This window comes from Marinilabilia salmonicolor JCM 21150 (assembly GCF_000259075.1).
Classification (GTDB): domain Bacteria; phylum Bacteroidota; class Bacteroidia; order Bacteroidales; family Marinilabiliaceae; genus Marinilabilia; species Marinilabilia salmonicolor.
Map to the genome: position 1 here is coordinate 103,775 of NZ_AJKI01000031.1, position 22,158 is coordinate 125,932.

Consider the following 22,158-nt stretch of genomic DNA (forward strand, 5'->3'; position numbering starts at 1 on the left):
TCTCATAATATCACTATTGACTTTGAGCTCTAATCTTTAAAATAATTCACACCAAGCACATCCAGACGTCGCTTGTGAACATCTAACCTTTGAAGAAAATCTTTATAGTTTTTATTTTCTAAGGGAGTCCAAACAATTTCAGCCAAAGCCACAACCCTCGGGAAAGCCATATATTCTGCATGTTCGGGAGTTTTAATATATTCTGACCACAGATTACCCTGTGCACCAACTATAAACTTTGCTTCCTCAGTTGTTAACGTATCTGGCACGGGATGATAAGAATAAACTTTCTCAAGAGGCAAAAAATGACCGATGGCCAAAGGCTCTCCCTCAGGATCTGTCTGATAATAATCGAAATACAAATGAGACACAGGTGTCATTATCACGTTATGTCCCATTTTAGCAGCCTGAATTCCACCTTTTTCACCCTGCCAGGACATCACTGTTGCACCGGAAGCCAGTCCACCTTCCATAATCTCATCCCAGCCAATGATGTTTCGACCATGCCGGTTCAGAAATGCCTCAATCCTGTGCACAAAATAACTTTGAAGCTCCTGTTCATTTTTTAAGTTTTCGTCAGCAATCCTGGTCTGACAGAGTTCACACTCTTCCCAGCGAGTTTTAGGACATTCATCACCTCCAATATGGATATATTCGCTTGGGAAAAGCTCCATGACTTCAAGTAGTACATCCTCCAGAAATTGAAAAGTTTCCTCTTTTCCTGAACAAAACACCTCAGGGAACACCCCCCATCGGGTAGCTGTTCTATAGGGTCCACCTGTGCAGCCCAAATGTGGATATGCCGCCAGTGCCGCCTGCGCATGTCCCGGCATTTCTATCTCCGGAATCACTGTGACGAAACGTTCTTCGGCATATTTTACCACTTCTTTCACCTCCTCCTGTGTATAATAGCCATCATAGGGTTCTCCATCATAGATAAAAGGCTCTTCCAGTCCATGCCCGACAAGTGTTTCTTCACGTTGACCGGCAATTTCCTGCAGTTTTGGATATTTCTTAATTTCCAAGCGCCATCCCTGATCATCAGTCAGGTGCCAATGAAATACATTCATCTTATGAAGGGCAAGTAAATCGATATACTTTTTAATAAAACTTACAGGGAAGAAATGACGACTTACATCGAGGTGTAACCCTCTGTATAGGAAAGCCGGTTCATCAAATATTTCCACCGTCGGCACTGTCCAATCCATATCCGGAAATAAAACATCCGATTCAATCTCAGGTGGCAACAATTGACGCAACGTTTGCACTCCGTAAAAAAGCCCTGTGACCCCGGGAGCTGAAATTGTTATTCCAGAGTCCGAAACAATTAAGGAATAGCAACCGGAAGCTCCTGTTATTGCAGGATCCAGCTCCAGACAGATCGTATTCTCCTCAGCATAATCCTGCACCGAAACCTCAAAGCTATAGCCGGTGGCAGAACTTAACAATTGAGACAGATAATTGGCCACCCCTTTTCGTTCCTCTTCATCCTCTCTCAAAACAATCCTTGTCTCTTTATTTAACTGAAACGTCCCTCCAGGAGACTCCATCTTGACCGGTCTGGGAATTACAGCCAGGTCTCTGGCAGCTTTTTGCTCTTTTCCACATCCTGTCAATGATACAACAAAAAGCATCCATATTGACAACAAAAAACCTATATTTTTCATCCGTTTAAAATTTTGTAATCACCTGATAAAAAAATAATTAAAAACCCGAGAACGAATGGAAGCGCTTCGCTCCGTATAACAGAATTCTCCAAATCTCCTTTTGTAATATATCGAATCATGCCACATTCATAACGAATTATTAAAAAGGCATTTCCGGTCATAGAATTCCGGAAATGCCTCACAAAAACTATTTCATCTTATCCATCAGGCAGTACTCCTACAAATCCACATCCCACCAAAGAGGGGTTGCTCCATTATCGGGCCCATTAAGAAGTGCTTCTACATCCGAATAAGAAGGGTTCATATCTCTTTCAGATGGAGGAAAGTTCAACCGTCGAACAAAGTGTTCTGAAGGAATTACACCCCCACTGTGATTGACGATCACCGGAAAAATTTTGGGAAATCCGGTTCTTCTCACCTCAGTCCAACCTTCAACTCCTTCAGGGAATATGGCCAACCATTTCTGAATACTTATCTTTTGTTGCTTAACCTCATCCGATGCTTCCTGCTCCCATCGTGGAGAAACATTGTTTAAATATTCACTATCCGCCTGGACACTGTTTTCCTGATTTATCGGATCGACGTAAGGTGCAGCCACATTATCCTGACTAAGATAATCACCTGCAGACACGCCCCACTGTGCCATCGATGCCTCAACCCCTTTGACATAAAAATCACCAGCTGTGCCACCAACATTCCAACCTCTCAGGGCACCCTCAGCCAACAGGAAATAAACTTCGGCAGAAGTCATCAATATGGCGGGTGATTCAGCAGAAATATTCAATTGGGAGTGTTCCACATAGGTACCCTTATCTTCTATTTCAATTCCCTGGCGGATACCTTTAAATTCATATCCCTGGCTGATTAAAGTTTCATCGATAGCGGGTTTGAAATAAGCAGGCAGACGAGGGTCACTATACCCTTTCATTATTGATTCGATAGGAGCCCCCATCAACACATCATTCCAGGAACTACTAAGAACAGCCAAAGGATGAGTATATCCTTTTCCGCTTACAGCTGCGACACCGTCCAGCATCAGCCCATATGTAGTTTTCACAGCAGCTTCTGCTTCCTGGCGGGCCTTCTCTGGAGATACATTGGCTATGTGAATAGCCAGTCTCAGACGCAATGAGTTGGCGAACTGAATCCACTTCTGGTAATCGCCTTCAAAAAATTGATCAAAATTCTGAAAAGGAGTAGCTCCGGGGTTATCCTGAATAAAAGCATCCAAAGTAGTCACGGCATCACTCAGATCATCAAAAAAGGCATTGTAAGCTTCTTCCTGAGAATCATAAGTGCCACCTGTTTGAGACTTCCCATACTCGGTATAAATGATCGGACCGTACAGGTTGGATATCCGATGCATCGCGGTAACTTTTAACACCTTAGCAACGGCACCAAAATGAGCATATTCATCCACCGCCTTTTTTTCGACTTCCAGTGCAGCAGTCATAAAATGAGCATAAGTATATTCCCATGCGGCAAAATTCCAGCCATCAACCAGAGAATAAGTCAGGTTATTCACATTGGCATTAAAGGGCGTAGGAGACATCATATACCCCGAGTAAATATCTGCATTCAGGTTTTGGGCAATTTGGTAAGTCCAGTCTTTCCCATCTCCCCAGTTATAGTTCATATATATCATTTGCTGCATTTGAGGAAAATAGGCTCCTATCATATTGTAATCACCTTCCAGTTGTTCCTCTGTAATCCCTACCGGATTGGTATTCAGCTCATCAAAATGGTCTGTACATTTCAGAAACAAAAGGGGAACAATTGTCAACAACAGAATTGTTTTAAAAATATATTTTTTCATAATCAAGATCTCTTAAAAGGTTAATTTAACATTCAAACCATAGCTTCGGGTACCCGGCATGCCGAATACATCCACTCCCTGAAGGTTGTTACCAACAGACAACTGTGCTTCAGGATCGTAAGGGGCATCTTTGTAAATAAAAAACAGATTCCGTCCAATGAGAGATACCTTTGCATTTTTCACAAAAGAGTCTGCGCCAAAAACTTCTTCACCGAAAGAATAACCCAAAATAACCTCTCTCAATCTTACATTTGTGGCATCATAAACATAGTATTCAGAAATACCATTTCGCCCCCCTACCCGGTTGTAAAATTCTCTGACATTATTGATTTTCCGGCCTTCCAACTCCACATATCCGCGGTCGCGGGCCTCGGCGGTTTCTTTGGTCACACCAAACTGATCAAGATCAGCCTGAGTTAAAGAAATTGCATCCCCTCCGAATCTTCCATCAATAAGGAATTGGAAATTAAAATTTTTGACAGTAATGCTGTTATTCCATCCCAGAGAGAAATCGGGAGATGCATTGGCTATTTTAATAAATTCATCCTGACGTGTTGGCAATTCATCCTCGTCGTATATAATTTCACCTGATTCATCTCTGGCAAATGCCACACCATAAATATCACCGAAAGAACCTCCCTCCACTAGTTTCATCCAATAAGAATTGGAAGTCTGATCTCCAAAGCGAAATTCTTTCAAATCAGGATGTAACTCTTTCACAGTGTTTTTATTGGTTGAAAAGTTGATGGTACTTTTCCAAAACAAATCATTTTCAGCCAAAGGAGTAATTCCAACAACAGCTTCAAAACCCTCATTTTGAATATTTCCGGCATTCACATAATAAGATGAAAAACCGGAACCGGCTGGAGCAGGAAGCGTAAAGAGTTGGTTTTCCGTATTGGTCTTATAGTAGGTCAGGTCAAGAGATAATTTATTGGCAAACATCCGCCACTCAGTTCCCAGCTCCACAGACTTGGAAAGTTCGGGCTTCAGATTGTCAAAAGGTGCTTCAGAATTAAAGATAAGATTTCCTCCGGCCGCTAAAGAGTTGGCCGGATTACTGATATACACAGGTATATCGTTACCCACACTACTCCATGATCCCCGAATCTTACTAAAATCAATAAAATCGGGCATATTCATCATATCGGAAAGCACACCTGTAATCCCCACAGAAGGATAAAAGAAACCTGAATTTTCACTATCGGTATTAGCAAGGGCTGAGGACCAGTCATTTCGTCCTGTTACGTCCAGAAACAACAGATCTTTGAACCCAACCTGAGCTGTTCCGAACACAGACTGCATTTGTCGGTGAAGATCCATTTCCTCGATATAGCCAATATCCATATTGGCTACGGTAAACACATTAGGAAGATGTAAGTTATTGGGTCTGGAGTCCAGGCGCTCGCTTCGTACTTTTGTATCATTCACACTGGCTCCCAAAGAACCGGTAAGCGAAATATCCCCAAAAACATTGTTATAATTCAGTAATACATCACCATAGTTCAGTATCTCTTCCCGATTCATTACAATGTACCGGCCATTACTTCCGGCAAGAGCAGTGTGTGTGGATGCATAAATTCTCTTGTTGTATCTGTCGTTGGTATAATCCACATTCCCTCTGAGTTGAACATTAAAATTACTGTTAATCTCCAGCCTTGCAGTTAACGAAGATAAAACCCTATTTCGCCGATCCTTACTAGGCATACGATTATTAATCCAGTAAGGATTTTGCTCCATTGCTTCTAATTCTTTATGCCAATTCTGAACATTCAGATTTCGATCAATGGAATACACTTCAAAATCTTCTTTGTAGGGCCGCATTTCCATCCCTCTGGGAAATCGATATAACCCAACCAACGGATTGAGGTAATAACCACCAGCAACAGGCTTATTGGTAATTGACTGGTTTAAGAGGTTCACATTGGCATCTAAAGACAACTTATCATTAAAAAAATTGGCTGATTCTCTAAAGTTAAGGTTGTGTTTTTTAAGTTTATTCCCTTCAATAATACCTTTTGCTGAAGTATTGGCATAAGAAAAATAGGTCTGCATTTTTTCGCTACCCGAAGAAAGAGACATACTATTAATGGTCGTCACCCCTGTTTTAAAGAAATCATCCACATAATCGTCAGACCCATTAATCGGATCACCCCAGCTGTAACCACCGGAACTGTGCCCGTACTTATCCTGAAATTCAGGAAGAGAAACAGCAGACTCCACGGTGGTATTTGAACTCACATTGACGGTAGTTCTTCCGGCCAGTCCTTTTTTGGTGGTAATTACAATGACCCCGTTGGCCGCCTGTGTACCATAAAGTGCAGCAGCAGAAGCCCCTTTAAGAATATTAATACTCTTAATATCCTCGGGGTTGAGGTTCGAAATACCATCACCACTGTCTCGTCCACCGGCATCGTTTGTACCTCCAATAGAGGTACTGGGCTGTTCTGAAACACTGTTCAACATTGGCATACCATCAATCACATAAAGTGGCTGGTTGTTACCTCCGGCAGAACGGTTACCACGAATCAGCATCTTGGAAGAACCACCCAGTCCGGAACTACTCTTGGTAATTACCACTCCGGCACTTTTTCCTGTCAACGAATTCACCAAATTAACATCCTTAGCATCAGTAAGTTCGTCTCCGCTCATGGATTGAGTGGAATAAGTAAGTCCCTTGCTTCGTTTCTCAATTCCCAAAGCGGTAACAACGACCTCTTGTACGTTGATAACAGAAGGTTCAAGCTGAATATCTATTGATTCCTGTCCATTGACAGCAACTTCTGTAGTTTTAAAGCCAATAAAGGAAAAAACCAGCGTTGCATCCGCCGGAAGTGAAATCTGATAATTCCCCTCAACATCAGTAATTGTGCCGTTCATCGTTCCCTGTTGTACCACAGAAACACCGGGAATAGGTTCTCCTCCCTTAGAAGATTCAATAACTGTCCCCCGGACAGTTATTTGCTGAGCTGCAACCTCTCCCGCAAAAAATGCAAAAAATAGAAGGATCAGCATTTGTTTAAAAAAATCCGTTTTTTTCATAGATTAAGAATTTTTGGTTCAACAAAATTATTTGGTAAAAACTGTATAATAGAAGAGGGCCAGCATTAGCAAAATCCCAATAATTAACCCTCCTCGTATTTTCTTGTAGTGTTTCATTTTTTTTTCTTCATCTTCAGGCTGTATCATCTTTTTAATGATTCATTTTAAATTCATGAGCACAACGGGAAACAAATATATTTCAGACGGACAATCATCTACACTCTGCCTGTTCCTAAAAATGAGCCATTTGATGCAACAATACCACTGCTGTTGCAAAAGATTCTTTACGTTGCATTTTGTAAAATTTTGACGTCTCGTTAAACCGCCACTAAAAAGGAGACATAATTACCTGTGGATAAAAAGGATTGAAATAAAGAGGTGATAATAAAACAGGTAAGGAGTAAACAGGCTGAAAGCCTGAGAGCAATAACCCAAGGACAACGCCCGGGACTTAGGGTTATCCCCCCATGTCCTCTCACATTATTGGTCGTGACGCGACCAATAATGTGAGAGGGGAACATTTATTACAACTTTTTTTGGGGGTTGCCCCAGGCTATTGCTTAAAGACCCTCCGCCTTTTAAAAACACAACCAAACTTTGTAAGAAATGCAATATTGTAATTAGGAAAAAGAGAAAAGCCTCGCTCTTGGGAAGACTGAATAATTCTTGAACGAGCTCATTGATTTCCGGTTAAAAAATTGAGATTGCTTCACTACGTCCGCAATGAACAGGCCTTTGCGGAATATTGAGGGTTGGTAGGGGTTGATTTTCGGCAAAGCCGAAAATCAGCCCCTACCAACCCTGTTAAAATCCTTAATACAAGGTCATTGCGAACAGAGCGAAGCAAGCTTTTTTCAAAATAATAGTTTCTCCGGACATTAGTGATTTTTTTAAGTATAAACCACCCAGTTATGAGAAATTGTGAATCTCTGTTCGCTTGGACTTTCTGTACAAAGAAGGAGAAAGAGAAAACTCCTGACGGAATATCTTAATAAAATGAGACACATTGTTAAATCCTACCTTAAAGGCTATTTCAGATACCTGCAGGTCAGTATCCGAAAGCAGCAATGCAGCCTCTTTCAATCGAAAAGACCGAATAAACTCAGTGGTACTTTTACCCACAATAGCCTTCAATTTTCTATGAAGATTGCTTCGACTCATACAAACTGCATCACACAAATCCTCTACGGAAAAATCTTCATTGTCAAGATTGGCTTTAATAACAAACACCACTTTTTTCAAAAACTGCTCTTCAATTAGGCCGATTGTTTTATCGACAGAATAATTCTCATACAAAAAAGATGAAAGATATTCTTTTGTTTTTTCACGATTAAGGATGAACCCCCTGACATAGGCTTTCAACAACTCCATATCAAAAGGCTTGGACAGGTATAAATCAGCCCCGTCTTCCAATCCTTCAATCTTATCACCCGCTTCCCCTCTGGCGGACAGCAAAATAACGGGGATATGGTTCAAATTAACATTGGATTTAATTTTCCTGCACAATTCAATGCCATCCATATTCGGCATGATGACATCACTTAATACCAAATCGGCTTGATGCAGGGAAAGCCAATCTAATGCCTGAATGCCATCCTTTGCCTCTGACACATGATATAAACTTTTAAACTCATCACTTAAAAAAGTTAGAACTTCCTGATTATCTTCGACAATAAGAATATGCTTTTCCCCGGAAACACTTTTCTGTTCCGAGTTTTCTTCAGATTTTCTCACTGCCGATTCATTAGAGGTGTAAAATCCCTGAACAGGAGAATTAAATATAACAGGAGAAACATACTCATGCTCATATCTGGAAGCTACAGGAAAAACTTTAAAAAAGATTTCGAAAGTAGTTCCCTTTCCCTCTTTACTGGTAACTTTAATATCACCATTATGAAGATCCACTAACTGCTTTACCAATGCAAGACCTATTCCGGTACCCTGTTGATAGTTATTTACTGCCTTTTCAAACTGCTCATATCTGTTGAACAATCTATCCAAATTCTCCTTTGATATTCCTGTCCCATCGTCCTCAACTTTAAAACCTACCTTTAGTGGACGATTATCGACAATAGAGGAAGCCTTTTTTGCTCCAACCATCTTTTCATCTGAATTCTGGCTGGCATCCGATTCCTCCAATAAAGTAAAAGTCACGTGCCCACCCTTCACACAATGCTTCAACGCGTTAGATAATAGATTGTTAATAATTTTCCTCACCACACTCTTATCAAACTTCAACCAGGAGTATGACAAGCGGCCATTTAATTTCAAAATTATCTGTTTCTCCTGAGCCAATCCTTTGAATTGGCCAACAGTCTGTCCACAAAATTTAGCAAAATTCTCCTCCGAGAGTTTGAGTTGCAAATGACCTGATTCGATTTTACTTACTTCCAGAATTTGATCAATTAACTGAGTAAGATAACCGGCATTATGTGCCACCCCTGATAGTGACTCAGTTATCTCCGGTGAAAGGCCGCCTTTTCTGAGAATTTTCTTTACAGGCAATGAAATCAATGTTAAAGGGGTTCGAAATTCATGAGATATATTCGTAAAAAATTGCGAACGCATTTCACTCAATTCTTCCATTCTCAAACGTTCTTTTTTCTCAAAAGAAAGATTTTTCTTCATCTCTATAAGGAAGATGGAATATTTCATATAAGCAAAGACCAGTATTCCAAAAACACCGAGAAATCCGAAAAATGCAAAACGCGTTTTATACCAGGGAGGCAGAATTTTGATATTAAGCGTTGCAGGTTCCTCACCCCAAACCCCACTGTTATTCACCCCCCTCACCTGAAGGGTGTATTCTCCATGTGGAAGTTTATTAAACCTTGCCCAACGCTCTTCCGAGGGGATACTCCAATCTTCAGAAAGTCCTAACAGTCGGTAGCTGTACCTGGTCTTTTCAGGCATAAAATAATTCAGTCCGGAAAAAAACAAGGCAAAGGAATTATTCTCTGATGTCAACTCAATATTATTGGCATATTGAATCGTATTTTCAAGGATATTAGACTCATCATACGGAAATATCTCCTGATTATCTACAAAAAGATTTTCAAAAATCACTTTAGGGGGGCGATCATTTAACAAAAGGTTTGTCGGTTTAAAACAATTGAGGCCTTTGGGGCTTCCTGTCATTATATAACCATTCTTTAAGGGCATTGCAACCTGCATTACACTGCTATTAAGGCCATCCCGCGCATCAAGCATTAACAGCTCCCCATCCGCTACACGATAACGATTCAACCCATTATAGGTTGCAATCCAATAATCTTGTTGACCGTCCTGAAAAACATCATAAACTTTATCATGACTCAGCCCCTTTGCCGTATTAAAAATGGTCAAACTATCATTTTCCCCTACTTTGACGACTCCTCCACCATTGGTAGATAACCAGGTAGAACCATCTTTACTATGATATATATCTGTAACCGTATTTCGCCCAACTCCACTATTATTCAGTGAATCATACAGAAATACTGAAAAATTTTCAAGGTCTCCAGAAATTCTCATAACACCGTTGCTGGTACCTACCCACAAACGATGTTTGTTATCTTTTGCAAGACTCAGAATATATGGATTCAGACAAGAATCAAGTTCAGCATTAATAGAATATAGAGAGGAAACAATGCCCGTTTGTTTATTAATTCTGAAAAGCCCCCTTCCCAGGGTGCCTGCCCATATTTGATGTTTACCGGCCCCTTCAATTGACCAAACATGACTGGCATTATCAAACCTTTCTTTTTGAGTCAAATGAAAAGTTTGAAATCTGTCATGTTCTTTGCCCGGGGTAAAAACGCTTATCCCGTTTCCATATGTCCCCAACCATATATCCCCTTCCGAATCCTCATATATTCTCCTGACTACATCAATATACTTAAGCTTCGGATGGATATTGAAATTTTCAAATCGCTCAATTACTCTCTCATCCATTTCCATCATGAACAAACCGCCCCCGTCTGTACCAACCCAAATACGCCCCTTGGAGTCCTGAAAAACATCTATGATATTCTCATAAAAAGCAGAATGAGCAACTCCTCCATCTTCCCCTGTCAACAAAAACTGATTGAACAACGGATTATATTTATACAACCCCTTGCCGACTGTCCCAACCCATGTAATCCCGGATTCCTCCACATATAACTCTCTTACACCTTCATTTTCGAAAAGACTAAATTTGTTAGGGTTTTTTTTACTCTCTGAAGGCTTTAAAGAAGTTCCATCCAATTCAACAATTCCAGCTCCATCAGTCGCAATCAGAAACTGTCCGTTCAAATCCTTCTCCAAATCCAGAACAATAGTTACAGGCTGATTCGAGGTGTCAAACACAGGTACATTCTCATAGCTTTTGGACCTAATATCGAAAAGATACAATCCCATATTATTGGTTCCCAATAATAATTTGCTTGGTCCCAGCTGCTCAATGCAATTAATTTCCATTCCGGGAAAAGAATACATCTCCATACTATCAGTCAACTCATTGTATCTCCCTATTCCATTGCCATAAGTTCCTACAAATACTGAATCTTCTGACAAAAAATATCCACAATAAATTTGAAACTTCAACCTCTTTTCGGATGACATATTTTTTACTACAGGCGTAAGCAACTCCTTATCATATGAATAACAATACAAACCGCCCCCCATCATTCCTACAAAAAAACCATCATCCCCCCCGGTAAAAATGGTCCCGATATGCTTTGCTGGATTTGATGAATGCTCACAAAAAACCTCTTCAAAACGATCTCTCTTATCATCATAAAAACAGAGTCCATCTTTTGTTCCAACCCACAATGTTCCCTTAGAATCCAGAAAAAGAGAAGTAATGAAATTATTAGGCAATGAATTTGGCTTACCTGAATTATGGTAATAAGGAACGGCCTCATACCCGTTGTATCGGTTCAAACCATAATAGGTTCCTACCCAAACATAGCCAAAACTATCTTTTATTATCTCTGAAACAGACCCGTTACTCAAAGCATCCTCTGCATCAATAACTTTATACCGGACATCAGAGGTGACCTGTTTTTCACCACTGGTAACCTGACCAATTGAGATAAAAAAGAATAACAGAATTATTTGGGATCTCATGATTTACGGGCTAATTTGAAGTAATTGTTAATTTACAAATATAAAAACAAAAATCACTTAAATCAGCTTTATCACCGAACATGAATGGTGATTAATATCAATTACTGACCAACATTCATCAATCAAATTACAAAACCGAAGCCAGATAATACACCAATGGAAGAGTGAGTAAACTCAACAGAGTAGTTAAGAAAACATTCTCTGCTGCACGATCATCAGCCGCGCCAAAAGCCTTGGCCATTATCACAATCATACTCATGCATGGCATTGCAGCCTCCAGAACAATAATGGTTTTGGCCATCTGTCCCAGCTCTACCCCCAAATGACGAACCGCAAAATTGATAATTAACAGAAGAATGACAGGTATCAGCACCAGTTTATTGATACTGAGCAGATAAATATCAGCCCGCTTCATAGCGCCTTTCAGACTGGTCCCTGCCAAAGTGGAGCCAATATACAAAAGTGCCAGCGGACTGGTAGCTTTCCCGATACTGCTGAGAGGAATCTGCAGTAAATCAGGTAACTTTAGCTGAACCAGAAACAACCCTAATCCTACCAAGAAAGCCACTGTATTGGGATTCAGCAAATTTCTGAACCGCTCCTTCAAAGTCACATCACCCTGGCCTTTTAAAAGGAAAATACCATAAGTCCATTGCATGAAACTGGAAACCATATAGAAAATGGCGGCATACAACAAAGCTTCCTCATTGGGATAAAGAGCTGAAACCAGCGGAAACCCGAGAAACACAATATTCCCAAACATGGTATGTAACTCATGAACCACGGCTGTCCGCTGCGGAAGCCTGAATATCCTGACCGATATTTTACCTGCCACATACATAATCACCATAGAGAGCACCGAAAAAAAGGCTGCCCACCCCCCATTCACCAACACTTCATGTGACATCTCCATACTCGAGACTGTTGTCACGATCAGCAACGGAAGAGTTATTTTAAAAACCAGTCTGGAAATAGACAACCGAACATCGTCGTTGATAACTTTCAACCAGCTGCCAACAGCCCCTGTCAACACAATGACTCCGGCAATGATGATTTGTTCTGCAATAATTTGGGTTTGCATCCTGTTTTGTTTTAAGGATGCAAAAATAAGGAAATTTGATTCACTCAACAGAAAACGACCATTTGCCAACTCCAAACAAATTGTAAAAAAATCAAAGAACAGACAAGCATGGTTCGAGTTCAAACAACAAAAACTCGAACATATGATATGGGACGAGTTATAATATCAATTAAAAAAAGAGTGAGTTCATTCCTATATTTTCTTACAAACCACCTCTTTTTTCTAACAACAGCCAGCCAATTCACCAAAATTTTCTATATATTTAGAGAAACAACAAATCTCTAAAACCCTATTTTTATGGCTGCAAAAAAGAAAACCTCAGGAAAAATATTCGTACTGGACACCAATGTTTTGCTTCATGATCATAAATGTCTTTACAATTTCGAAGAAAATGACATCATCATCCCCATAGTAGTGCTCGAGGAGCTTGATAAGTTCAAAAAAGGGAATGACCAGATTAACTTCCAGGCACGTGAATTTGTAAGAGAAATGGATCGATTGTCGGGCGAACAATTATTTACCAAAGGCATCACTCTGGGCAAAGGCCATGGCCGCTTGTTTATCGAAACCGGGAAGCCTATCCCCACCCAAATGCAGGATTCTTTTTCCGAGAATACTCCCGACCACCGGATTCTGGCCATTACACTGCACGTAAATGAAAAAAATCCTGAACGACAAACCATTCTCATTACCAAAGACATCAACCTGAGAATGAAAGCCAAATCCTTAGGTTTGGTTTCAGAAGATTACGAATCAGACAAAGTCAAAAATATTGAAATCCTTCATCATGGTGTTGAGACATTTGATGGGTTCGACAAAAATATCATCGAAGCCCTTTACCAGAATGGCCAGGTTCCACGTGCTGATTTTCCGATGACCGATAAGCAACTCCCGGCCAATCAATATGTAATATTAAAAAATGCCAGTCAAAGCGTGTTAGCCTGGTTTGATCCTGCAAGCCAGACCATCCGGAGAATTGAAAAACACTCTGCATTTGGCATAGAACCCAGAAATGCAGAACAGACGTTCTCTCTGCATGCGTTGCTCAATCCTGAAGTAAAGCTGGTGTCACTTACCGGTAAGGCAGGAACAGGAAAAACTTTACTCGCGCTCGCTGCCGCCCTCCATCAGCATAAGCAATACAAACAAACATTACTGGCAAGACCAATTATGCCACTGGCCAACCGCGACCTGGGCTTTTTGCCGGGGGACATCAACGAAAAAATCGGCCCCTATATGCAGCCCCTGTTTGACAATCTGGGAGTTATTAAAAACCGCTTTACCGCTCAAAGCAAGGAACTGAGCATCATCGATGAAATGCAAAAACGGGAGGAACTGGTCATCACCCCTCTTGCCTACATCAGGGGTAGAAGTCTTTCAGACGCTTTCTTCATCATTGATGAAGCCCAGAATCTGACCCCGCATGAAGTGAAAACCATCATTACACGTGCAGGCGAGGGAACAAAAATGGTCTTTACCGGCGATATTCATCAGATTGATTCTCCATACCTGGACATGCAAAGTAACGGTCTGGCCTACCTCACCGACAAAATGAAAGGCCAGGATATATTTGCGCATGTGAATTTGGTAAAGGGGGAACGAAGCTTTTTGGCTGAGCTGGCATCCGATTTATTGTAATAATTAGTTTGCAAAGGCAGAGGTGGAGGGATAGAAGACAGAAGATTCTAAGACTTGTCCTTAAAATGGTTTCCAGAATAAGTGGAACTCTCGTCAAATGGAGTCAACTGCTAAAATATGGGATTTTAATCTGTCATCGGTATCATAGTGAAGCAATCTAAATCTTGTAACGGGAAACCACTGATTAAAAAACCTTCTTATCTTTGCAAGTTCAATTACTTTAAATTTCATCTGCCCCGGGGCAGTCATCAGAAAATTTTAACTATCCGCTAAATGATAGACCAGTCACAGTTTACGAGAAGAACAGTGGCCTTCTACACTTTGGGATGTAAGCTCAATTTCAGCGAAACATCCACCATTGCACGTCACTTGCAGGAGGAGGGATTTGTCCGTGTCAATTTTAATGACGGGGCAGATATTTATGTGATTAACACTTGCTCTGTTACCGAAACAGCCGAAAAAAAATGCCGTTACACCATCAATAAGGCCTTACGAATCAATCCGAAGGCATTTATTGTGGTAACCGGTTGTTTTGCCCAGCTAAAGCCGGAAAATATTGTCAACATGAAAGGTGTTGACCTGGTGCTGGGAAGCAACGAAAAACTGGATATGTCTTTTTATCACGGTTCTCTGGAGAAACTCGAAAAAACTGAAGTTCATGCCGGAAACATAGCCAAAGACAAGCGTTTCATGGCATCATGGTCATCAGGGGACCGCACACGTACTTTCCTGAAAGTTCAGGACGGCTGTGATTATTTCTGTACCTACTGCACCATTCCGCTGGCAAGGGGACGATCGCGCAATGCCACCATCGCCGAGACAGTGGAACAAGCACGGGAGGCCGGAGATGCCGGAGCCCGGGAGATTATCCTCACCGGAGTGAACATCGGTGACTTTGGACAAAGTACGGGTGAAAGCTTTTATAATCTCATCAAAGAACTGGAAAAAGTAGAAAATGTGGAGCGGTTCCGCATCTCTTCCATTGAGCCCAACCTGTTAACAGAAGAGATCATTCGTTTTGTGTCGGAATCAGAAAAATTTATGCCTCATTTTCACATCCCCTTACAATCGGGAAGTGATGAAGTTCTGAAACTTATGAAACGAAGATATGACACAACACTTTTCCGAAACCGGGTGGAAACCATACATACGCTGGTTCCTGATGCATTCATTGGAGTGGATGTAATCACAGGAGTCAGGGGTGAAACGAACGAAGCTTTTGAGGAAACACGTTCATTTTTGAACAATCTTGATATTTCACAACTTCACGTTTTTACTTATTCAGAGCGGCCAAATACACAAGCCCTTAAAATTGAGCATTCGGTTCCTCATGAAGAAAGAAAACGCAGAAGTGCCCTGTTACATGAGATTTCGGCCCATAAAACCCGGAGATTCTACCAACAGTTTGAGCACACCACCGCTAAAGTACTTTTTGAAGAGCATGCCACCGATGGAATTATGCACGGTTTTTCGGAGAACTATCTTCGGATTGAACATGCTTTTAATGAAGAACTGGCCAATAAGATTGTTGAAGTGAAACTCAAAACAGTATCTCCTCAGACAGGAAATATGACCATTGAGATGGCCAAAAACACTTCCGGGAAAAACGGATTCCGTTATTCTCCGGAAAATATGCAACTTTAACAACCCATAAATTTTAGAAACTATGCCTGATTTCAAACAAATATGTGAAGCCACCGTGCAAATAACCCGTGAAACGGGAAAGTTTGTAAAGGAATACCGTCAAAACAACAAGCCATCGGTAGAATCAAAAGGCCGGAACGATTTTGTGACCCAAATCGACAAAGCCTCGGAAGAGAAGCTTGTAAAAGCTTTAGGGGAGCTTCTTCCTGAAGCCGGGTTTATAGCAGAAGAGAACACATCCGATAAAACAGGTGAAACCTACAACTGGATTATTGACCCCATCGACGGCACCACCAATTTCATTCATGGTTTATACCCTTATGCCATCAGCATAGCTCTTCAGGAAGAAGATGAAATTGTGGTTGGAGTAGTATATGAAATGGGAATGGATGAATGTTTCTATGCCTGGAAAGGCGGTCCCGCCCTGTTGAACGGCGAGCCAATACATGTTTCAGACAATGCCACCGTTGCCGACAGCCTTATTGCCACCGGTTTCCCATACACCAACTACAGTCTGATTAGCAACTTCATGGATACGCTCGATTTTTTCATGAAGAACAGTCACGGGTTACGTCGTCTGGGTTCGGCAGCTGCCGACCTGGCATATGTTGCCTGCGGCCGCTTTGATGCATTTTACGAATACAACCTGAAGCCATGGGACGTTGCTGCCGGTGCTTTCTTAGTGCAACAGGCAGGAGGAAAGGTGAGCGACTTCAGCGGTGGAAATAATTTTCTGTTTGGTCAGGAAATCGTATGCGGAAACGACAAAATGTTTTTTGAAATGCAGGAGGTGATTAATAATTACATGAAAAAACAGAAATGAACAAACTCGCCTATTACATCTGGCACCCTTTGATATGGCTAATATCCTGGCTCCCTTTTCCGGCATTGTACGCAATATCCGATTTCCTTTTTTATCCTGTTTCAATTTTCGGCTACAGAAAAAAAATCATCCTGAAGAATCTGGCCAAAGCATTTCCGGAGAAATCGATTAAGTGGCACAAAGAGGTTCTCAAAAAATTCTACCGCCATTTTTGCGATCTCTTTGTGGAAACCATAAAGCTTCAGCACATTTCAGACAAAGAGATTTACAAACGCATAACTTTTGGCAACACCGAAATAATAGACCGCGCCACAGAAGAAGGTAAAGATGTCATTGCCATATTGGGACACTACGGCAACTGGGAGTGGGTTCCCGCCATTAATATGCACATAAAAGCAGGAAGCTACAGCGTTTACAGACCATTAAAAAACCGATGGTTTGACCGCTATATGCTGGATTTGCGTGCACGATTTGGGTCAAAAAACGTTACCATGAAAAAGACTCTGCGTCTGGTGGCCCGACTCAGAAAAGAAAGCAACCGGTTTATCCTTGGATTGATAGCGGACCAGAGTCCTGCAAAAAGCGAAATACAATACTGGACCAATTTTCTCACTCAAAAAACCCCCATCCTAACCGGACCGGAAAAAATTGCAAAAATGGTGAACGGTCCTGTGGTCTATTTAAAGGTTTCAAAACCCAAACGGGGTCATTATCATATCAGCATCGTGCCCTTCGAAAAAGAACCCGTTCAAACGGAAGAAAACGAAATCACCGAGTGGCATGTCAGACAGCTGGAAAAGAGCATCATTGAACGTCCTGAGCTGTGGCTTTGGTCACACAAAAGATGGAAGTATCAGAGTGAATTCTCAAAAATGAAGAGCACCTATGCCTGAATCAAAAGTAGCAGTAGTAATCCTGAACTGGAATACCCACTCTATGCTGGAACAGTTTCTTCCCGATGTTTTGAAAAACTCAAACCAGCCGGGAGTCAAGGTTGTGGTGGCAGACAATGGCTCCACTGACGGTTCACAGGAGCTTGTGCAGGAAAAATTTCCAGATGTTTCACTCATCCGCCTCGATAAAAATTATGGATTTGCCGGAGGGTACAACAGGGCTCTACAGCAAATAGATGCCACCTATTCTGTTTTACTCAATTCTGATGTCATTCCGTCACCGGACTGGCTCACACCCCTTATCAACCATATGGAATCAACTCCGGACTGTGCAGCATGTGTTCCAAAAATCAAAGACATGAAAAATCCTGAGATGTTTGAATATGCAGGCGCTGCAGGGGGGTTCATCGACATATGGGGCTATCCTTTTTGCAGAGGACGCATCTTTGATAACATAGAAAAAGATCATCAACAATACAACGAAGCCGGCGATATTTTATGGGGAAGCGGTGCTGCACTTTTAGTCAGAACCGGTGAATTTAACCTCTCAGGAGGTCTTGACGAGCATTTTTTTGCCCATATGGAAGAAATTGACTGGTGCTGGAGGATGAAAAATCGCGGAAAAAGCATTTATTACGTTCCTCAAAGTGAAGTATTCCATTTGGGGGGTGGCACCCTCAATGCCATGTCGCCCCACAAAACATATCTCAATTTCCGCAACAACTTATTCATGCTTTATCGCAACCTCCCGCCCAACAAACTCAGGAAAACAATTCTTACACGTTTGTTCCTGGACGGAGTCGCCGCCATTAAGTTCCTGGTATCTGATGGATTTGAACACTCAAGAGCTGTTTGCCGTGCGCATCGCGATTATTTTAAACGAGTTCCGGAACTGCGTAAGGAACGCAATATCTTGCTTAAAAACGTTACCACAACGACACATGCGGAGATCTACCCTCAAAGTATCATCATGATTTTTTTCCTACGTGGAATGAAGCGGTTTTCGGAGTTAAACTTCAAAAATTAAAGCACATCTGCCACTTGTTCAAGTCTGTTGGCACGACTTCCTTTTATCAGAAAAAAGGCATCTCTGATTTTATGTGATTCCAGATAGGTCTTAAGTTCAACGGTGTTTTCAAACCAGCAAAAACGTTTATCGTCGGGAACAATATCTTTAAATTCTTCTCCCGTAAGATAACATGCGTCAAAGGTCAGGGATCCTACTGTTTGAAGTAGTTCAAGGTGTTCCGCAAGGCTATCAGCCCCCATCTCTTTCATACTTCCCAATACCAAAATCTTACGCGAATGTTGGATGGCTTTAAAATTCTCAAGTGCTACACGCATACTCGAAGGATTGGCATTGTAGGCATCCAAAAGTACCTGATTCTTGCCTGAATTAAAATATTGTGACCGGTTGTTCTGTGGCACATAGTTTTCCAGGGCTTCAACAACCAGCTCCTCCTCAACACCAAAATAATGGGCAACAGAAGCAGCCGCAAGCACATTGTCGAGATTATACAACCCCGTAAGGCAGGTCTGAACAGGTTTCTTCTCAACCCTTGAGGTGGTTAGCAAAAAATGAAGCAGCGGATCAGCGGAAACATCAGAAGCCTTTACCACAGCCCCCTCTCCAGTTCCATACCCAATCCAGGGATACTCTCCAATCATCTCCATAAGATGAGGATTGTCCACATTAATAAAAATCTCACCCCCGTTTTCCTTAATAAAACTGTACAACTCTCCTTTGCCCTTTTTAACCCCTTCAAATGATCCAAATCCCTCCAGATGAGCTTTTCCCACATTGGTAATAAGCCCGTGATCAGGTCTGGCGATGGCACACAAACCAGCAATTTCCCCTACATGATTGGCCCCCATCTCCACAACCGAAATTTGTGTACCGGGAGGAATACTCAATAAGGTGAGGGGAACACCGATATGATTGTTAAAATTCCCCTGAGTAAACCAGACATTATACTTTTTCGCCAGAACAGCAGCCAACAGTTCCTTTGTGGTAGTTTTACCATTGGTGCCGGTAATTCCGATAACAGGAATATTCAACTTCCTGCGATGATGAAGTGCAAGATTCTGAAGAGTTTTTAATACATCAGGCACCAGGCAACAACCCTCTTCATCGTTAAGCGATGCATCATCCACCACAGCCAATACACTACCTTTATTAAGGGCCTCTTTGGCAAACTTATTCCCGTCGAACCGCTCACCTTTCAAGGCAAAAAAGATACTGCCCGGAATAATGTGCCGGGTATCGGTAGATACCTTCCCAGATTGAAGGAAAATCTCGTAGATTTCTGCTATACTCAAGTTCATTGGAAAACAATACTAAAAAGGGCCGGGAAAAACCCGGCCCCTGTTATGATATTCTATCTAAAATCCAGAAAATTGTTATTTCGCACTATATGGAGTACCCACACGTGTCATGGCACAACGGAATCCGATGTCATCTCTGGATTCACGCTCATCAAGGAAGCGACGTGTTCCAGGGCTTAGCCAGTAGGCACGGTCGCGCCATGAACCACCTTTATATACTCTTGTACGGTCCGAGATTGTACTACTCATAATACCAGGACTGTCAGCATACATATTATCTGTGCTTTTCTCACTGGTTGACCAGTTTCCACCCATGGAAATATTTGACTGATTATCTCCATCTTTATAGTTGACATTATCAGCTGTACGATAGTTGTTGCGATCCAGAATATCCTCGTCTGTCTCTTGGCGGTATCTTATTTCACCATATTCGTCTTTCTCAACCACATAACCTTCCTCATCAAGAATCTTTGTTTCAAAAACATTTCCTCGGAAAGGGCTGAATTCATGAGTATCCTCATTGGACAAAGGACGATACACATCGGCAACCCACTCATTAACGTTTCCTGCCATGCAATAGAGTCCAAAATCATTGGGATAATATGAATTCACAGGAACAGTGATGTCACCCGCATCGTTTAAATCTCCGGCCATACCCATGTAGTCACCTGGGCCACGAACAAAGTTAGCCATCATACGACCTCTCTCCTTTTTAGATGGATTGCGAAGTGTATGTCCATCCCAGGGATAAATCCGACGATCGGTCAGGCGTTCCTGATAAGAATTTCCGACAAGACCATAAGCAGCATATTCCCACTCAGCCTCAGTTGGAAGACGATAACGCGGAAGCATAATACCATCACTGGGACGTACCCGGCGGGTATCTCTTTCAGGATTCAAATCCTGCATGGGATTTTTACCAGCTACACCTTCATATTGTCCTAAAAGGTAGGCTTCGGTATCAAAGTTATTGGCTCCGGATTGTTGCAAATCCAGCTCAATAATTCCCATCTCAACCAGAATGTGCTCATTAACCCTGTCGGTACGCCATGCTGCATAATCAGATGCCTGCAACCAGCTTACACCAACTACCGGATACTCGCTGTATGCCGGGTGACGAAGGTAATTCTCCACCATAGGCTCATTGTAAGCCAGTGGACGACGCCACACAAGTGTATCAGGCAATGCCTTGCGATAAACTTCAGGCATATCAATAAATACGCGGTTCAGCCAAAAAAGATATTCGCGATAATCCACATTGCGAACCTCGGTTTCATCCATATAAAAGGAACGAACAGTAACTCTGCGAGGACTATTGTCCCATCGTTTCATTACATCTTCCTCAACACTTCCCATAATGAATGTACCACCTTCTACAAACACAAGGCCGGGACCGGTCTCCTGTTCATAATTGGCCTGATACTCAAACCCTCCGGATTCAGGATCGTTATATTCCCATCCCGTTGTGGACGAGGCAGATTTTTTGGCACCACCACCACAAGATGCTAAAACCATCAATCCCAGCATTAGCGCGGGAGTAAAAAGTCTGGATTTCAATCTCATAACTTGTTTTTCTTGGAATTCTTTTCTAATATCAAGTAACAAAGATAAACATTCAGTGCATTCTGCAAGAATTTTTATCCCAATTAAATTTTGCGCATCACCTTTTACGGTTGTAAATTAAGCTTCTGCACCATTGTGCAACCTCAATCCAACAATTACAATACATATTTTAAATGATAACGGACAATGCACAATTTCATTGTTTTTATACTCATAAAAATAAAAAAGGTTATACCGTTGGAGCAACTTTATTCTATTTTTTGCAAAAAAAAGAAATTCCCATTAAATAAACTAAAACATTTTTATTCGTTCTCAGTAAAAAGAAGTCCAATCCCCTGTTTTAGTCAGGAGTTTTAGTTATGAGATGTTTCTGATATCTAAAACACACAAAATAAAAAAAGAAAAATGCAATCTGTTTTCAAATTATAATGAGCAAATACACTTTTATTTCACCAATAGCGTAAGACTAGTAATAGATCATTTAAAATAATGCAGGTTAAAACCATTCAATTATTTTTGTGTTCTGATTTAACAGTTAATTTTCCATTTCTTTGCAGTTAGTTAGCAGCTGACAA

Annotated in this window: 12 protein-coding genes; 5 read left to right on the forward strand and 7 right to left on the reverse strand. The window is 41.4% G+C overall.

Annotated elements, in window-relative coordinates; translation table 11 throughout:
- Positions 1–29: 29 nt before the first annotated feature.
- From W7W_RS0114875 to W7W_RS0114905, 5 genes are all read right to left on the reverse strand, one after another.
- Positions 30–1,667 (reverse strand): beta-N-acetylhexosaminidase, encoded by a 1,638-nt coding sequence (locus W7W_RS0114875; protein ID WP_010664502.1) that lies wholly within the window; start codon positions 1,665–1,667, stop codon positions 30–32.
- Between the two features lie 217 nt (positions 1,668–1,884).
- Positions 1,885–3,483, reverse strand: a complete 1,599-nt coding sequence (locus W7W_RS0114885) for a RagB/SusD family nutrient uptake outer membrane protein (RefSeq protein ID WP_010664503.1) — start codon at positions 3,481–3,483, stop codon at positions 1,885–1,887.
- 12 nt (positions 3,484–3,495) lie between these two features.
- Positions 3,496–6,525: a SusC/RagA family TonB-linked outer membrane protein gene (locus W7W_RS0114890; protein WP_010664504.1), complete on the reverse strand. Its 3,030-nt coding sequence runs from the start codon at positions 6,523–6,525 to the stop codon at positions 3,496–3,498.
- Between the two features lie 909 nt (positions 6,526–7,434).
- On the reverse strand, positions 7,435–11,616 hold the full coding sequence (locus W7W_RS0114900; protein ID WP_010664505.1) for a hybrid sensor histidine kinase/response regulator transcription factor: 4,182 nt from the start codon (positions 11,614–11,616) through the stop codon (positions 7,435–7,437).
- A 127-nt stretch (positions 11,617–11,743) separates the two neighbouring features.
- On the reverse strand, positions 11,744–12,697 hold the full coding sequence (locus W7W_RS0114905) for an AEC family transporter (protein ID WP_010664506.1): 954 nt from the start codon (positions 12,695–12,697) through the stop codon (positions 11,744–11,746).
- A 297-nt stretch (positions 12,698–12,994) separates the two neighbouring features.
- Between W7W_RS0114905 and W7W_RS0114910 the strand changes: the two genes are divergently transcribed.
- From W7W_RS0114910 to W7W_RS0114935, 5 genes are all read left to right on the forward strand, one after another.
- Positions 12,995–14,335 (forward strand): PhoH family protein, encoded by a 1,341-nt coding sequence (locus W7W_RS0114910; protein WP_010664508.1) that lies wholly within the window; start codon positions 12,995–12,997, stop codon positions 14,333–14,335.
- Positions 14,336–14,608: 273 nt separating this feature from the next.
- Positions 14,609–15,979 carry a tRNA (N(6)-L-threonylcarbamoyladenosine(37)-C(2))-methylthiotransferase MtaB gene (mtaB, locus tag W7W_RS0114920; protein WP_010664509.1) on the forward strand — a complete coding sequence of 457 codons (1,371 nt, stop codon included), beginning with the start codon at positions 14,609–14,611 and terminating at the stop codon, positions 15,977–15,979.
- A 22-nt stretch (positions 15,980–16,001) separates the two neighbouring features.
- On the forward strand, positions 16,002–16,802 hold the full coding sequence (locus W7W_RS0114925) for an inositol monophosphatase family protein (RefSeq protein WP_010664510.1): 801 nt from the start codon (positions 16,002–16,004) through the stop codon (positions 16,800–16,802).
- Positions 16,799–17,695, forward strand: a complete 897-nt coding sequence (locus tag W7W_RS0114930) for a lysophospholipid acyltransferase family protein (RefSeq protein WP_010664511.1) — start codon at positions 16,799–16,801, stop codon at positions 17,693–17,695. Before W7W_RS0114925 ends, W7W_RS0114930 begins: the two co-directional genes overlap by 4 nt.
- Complete coding sequence (locus tag W7W_RS0114935) at positions 17,688–18,722, forward strand: glycosyltransferase family 2 protein (RefSeq protein WP_010664512.1); 1,035 nt, start codon at positions 17,688–17,690, stop codon at positions 18,720–18,722. Before W7W_RS0114930 ends, W7W_RS0114935 begins: the two co-directional genes overlap by 8 nt.
- On the opposite strand, the gene W7W_RS0114940 is transcribed toward W7W_RS0114935, so the two are convergent.
- Together W7W_RS0114940 and gldJ are read right to left on the reverse strand one after the other, a co-directional pair.
- Positions 18,719–20,020: a UDP-N-acetylmuramoyl-tripeptide--D-alanyl-D-alanine ligase gene (locus tag W7W_RS0114940; RefSeq protein ID WP_010664513.1), complete on the reverse strand. Its 1,302-nt coding sequence runs from the start codon at positions 20,018–20,020 to the stop codon at positions 18,719–18,721. The two genes, W7W_RS0114935 and W7W_RS0114940, sit on opposite strands and share 4 nt — an antisense overlap.
- A gap of 75 nt (positions 20,021–20,095) precedes the next feature.
- On the reverse strand, positions 20,096–21,583 hold the full coding sequence (gldJ, locus tag W7W_RS0114945) for a gliding motility lipoprotein GldJ (RefSeq protein WP_010664514.1): 1,488 nt from the start codon (positions 21,581–21,583) through the stop codon (positions 20,096–20,098).
- Positions 21,584–22,158 lie beyond the last annotated feature (575 nt).

Coding starts and splice junctions, on each gene's coding strand:
- W7W_RS0114905 (WP_010664506.1), bottom strand. CDS start 12,697: ATGCAAACCCAAATTATTGCAGAACAAATCATCATTGCCGGAGTCATT.
- W7W_RS0114930 (WP_010664511.1), top strand. CDS start 16,799: ATGAACAAACTCGCCTATTACATCTGGCACCCTTTGATATGGCTAATA.
- W7W_RS0114885 (WP_010664503.1), bottom strand. CDS start 3,483: ATGAAAAAATATATTTTTAAAACAATTCTGTTGTTGACAATTGTTCCC.
- gldJ (WP_010664514.1), bottom strand. CDS start 21,583: ATGAGATTGAAATCCAGACTTTTTACTCCCGCGCTAATGCTGGGATTG.
- W7W_RS0114925 (WP_010664510.1), top strand. CDS start 16,002: ATGCCTGATTTCAAACAAATATGTGAAGCCACCGTGCAAATAACCCGT.
- W7W_RS0114890 (WP_010664504.1), bottom strand. CDS start 6,525: ATGAAAAAAACGGATTTTTTTAAACAAATGCTGATCCTTCTATTTTTT.
- mtaB (WP_010664509.1), top strand. CDS start 14,609: ATGATAGACCAGTCACAGTTTACGAGAAGAACAGTGGCCTTCTACACT.
- W7W_RS0114900 (WP_010664505.1), bottom strand. CDS start 11,616: ATGAGATCCCAAATAATTCTGTTATTCTTTTTTATCTCAATTGGTCAG.
- W7W_RS0114935 (WP_010664512.1), top strand. CDS start 17,688: ATGCCTGAATCAAAAGTAGCAGTAGTAATCCTGAACTGGAATACCCAC.
- W7W_RS0114910 (WP_010664508.1), top strand. CDS start 12,995: ATGGCTGCAAAAAAGAAAACCTCAGGAAAAATATTCGTACTGGACACC.
- W7W_RS0114940 (WP_010664513.1), bottom strand. CDS start 20,020: ATGAACTTGAGTATAGCAGAAATCTACGAGATTTTCCTTCAATCTGGG.
- W7W_RS0114875 (WP_010664502.1), bottom strand. CDS start 1,667: ATGAAAAATATAGGTTTTTTGTTGTCAATATGGATGCTTTTTGTTGTA.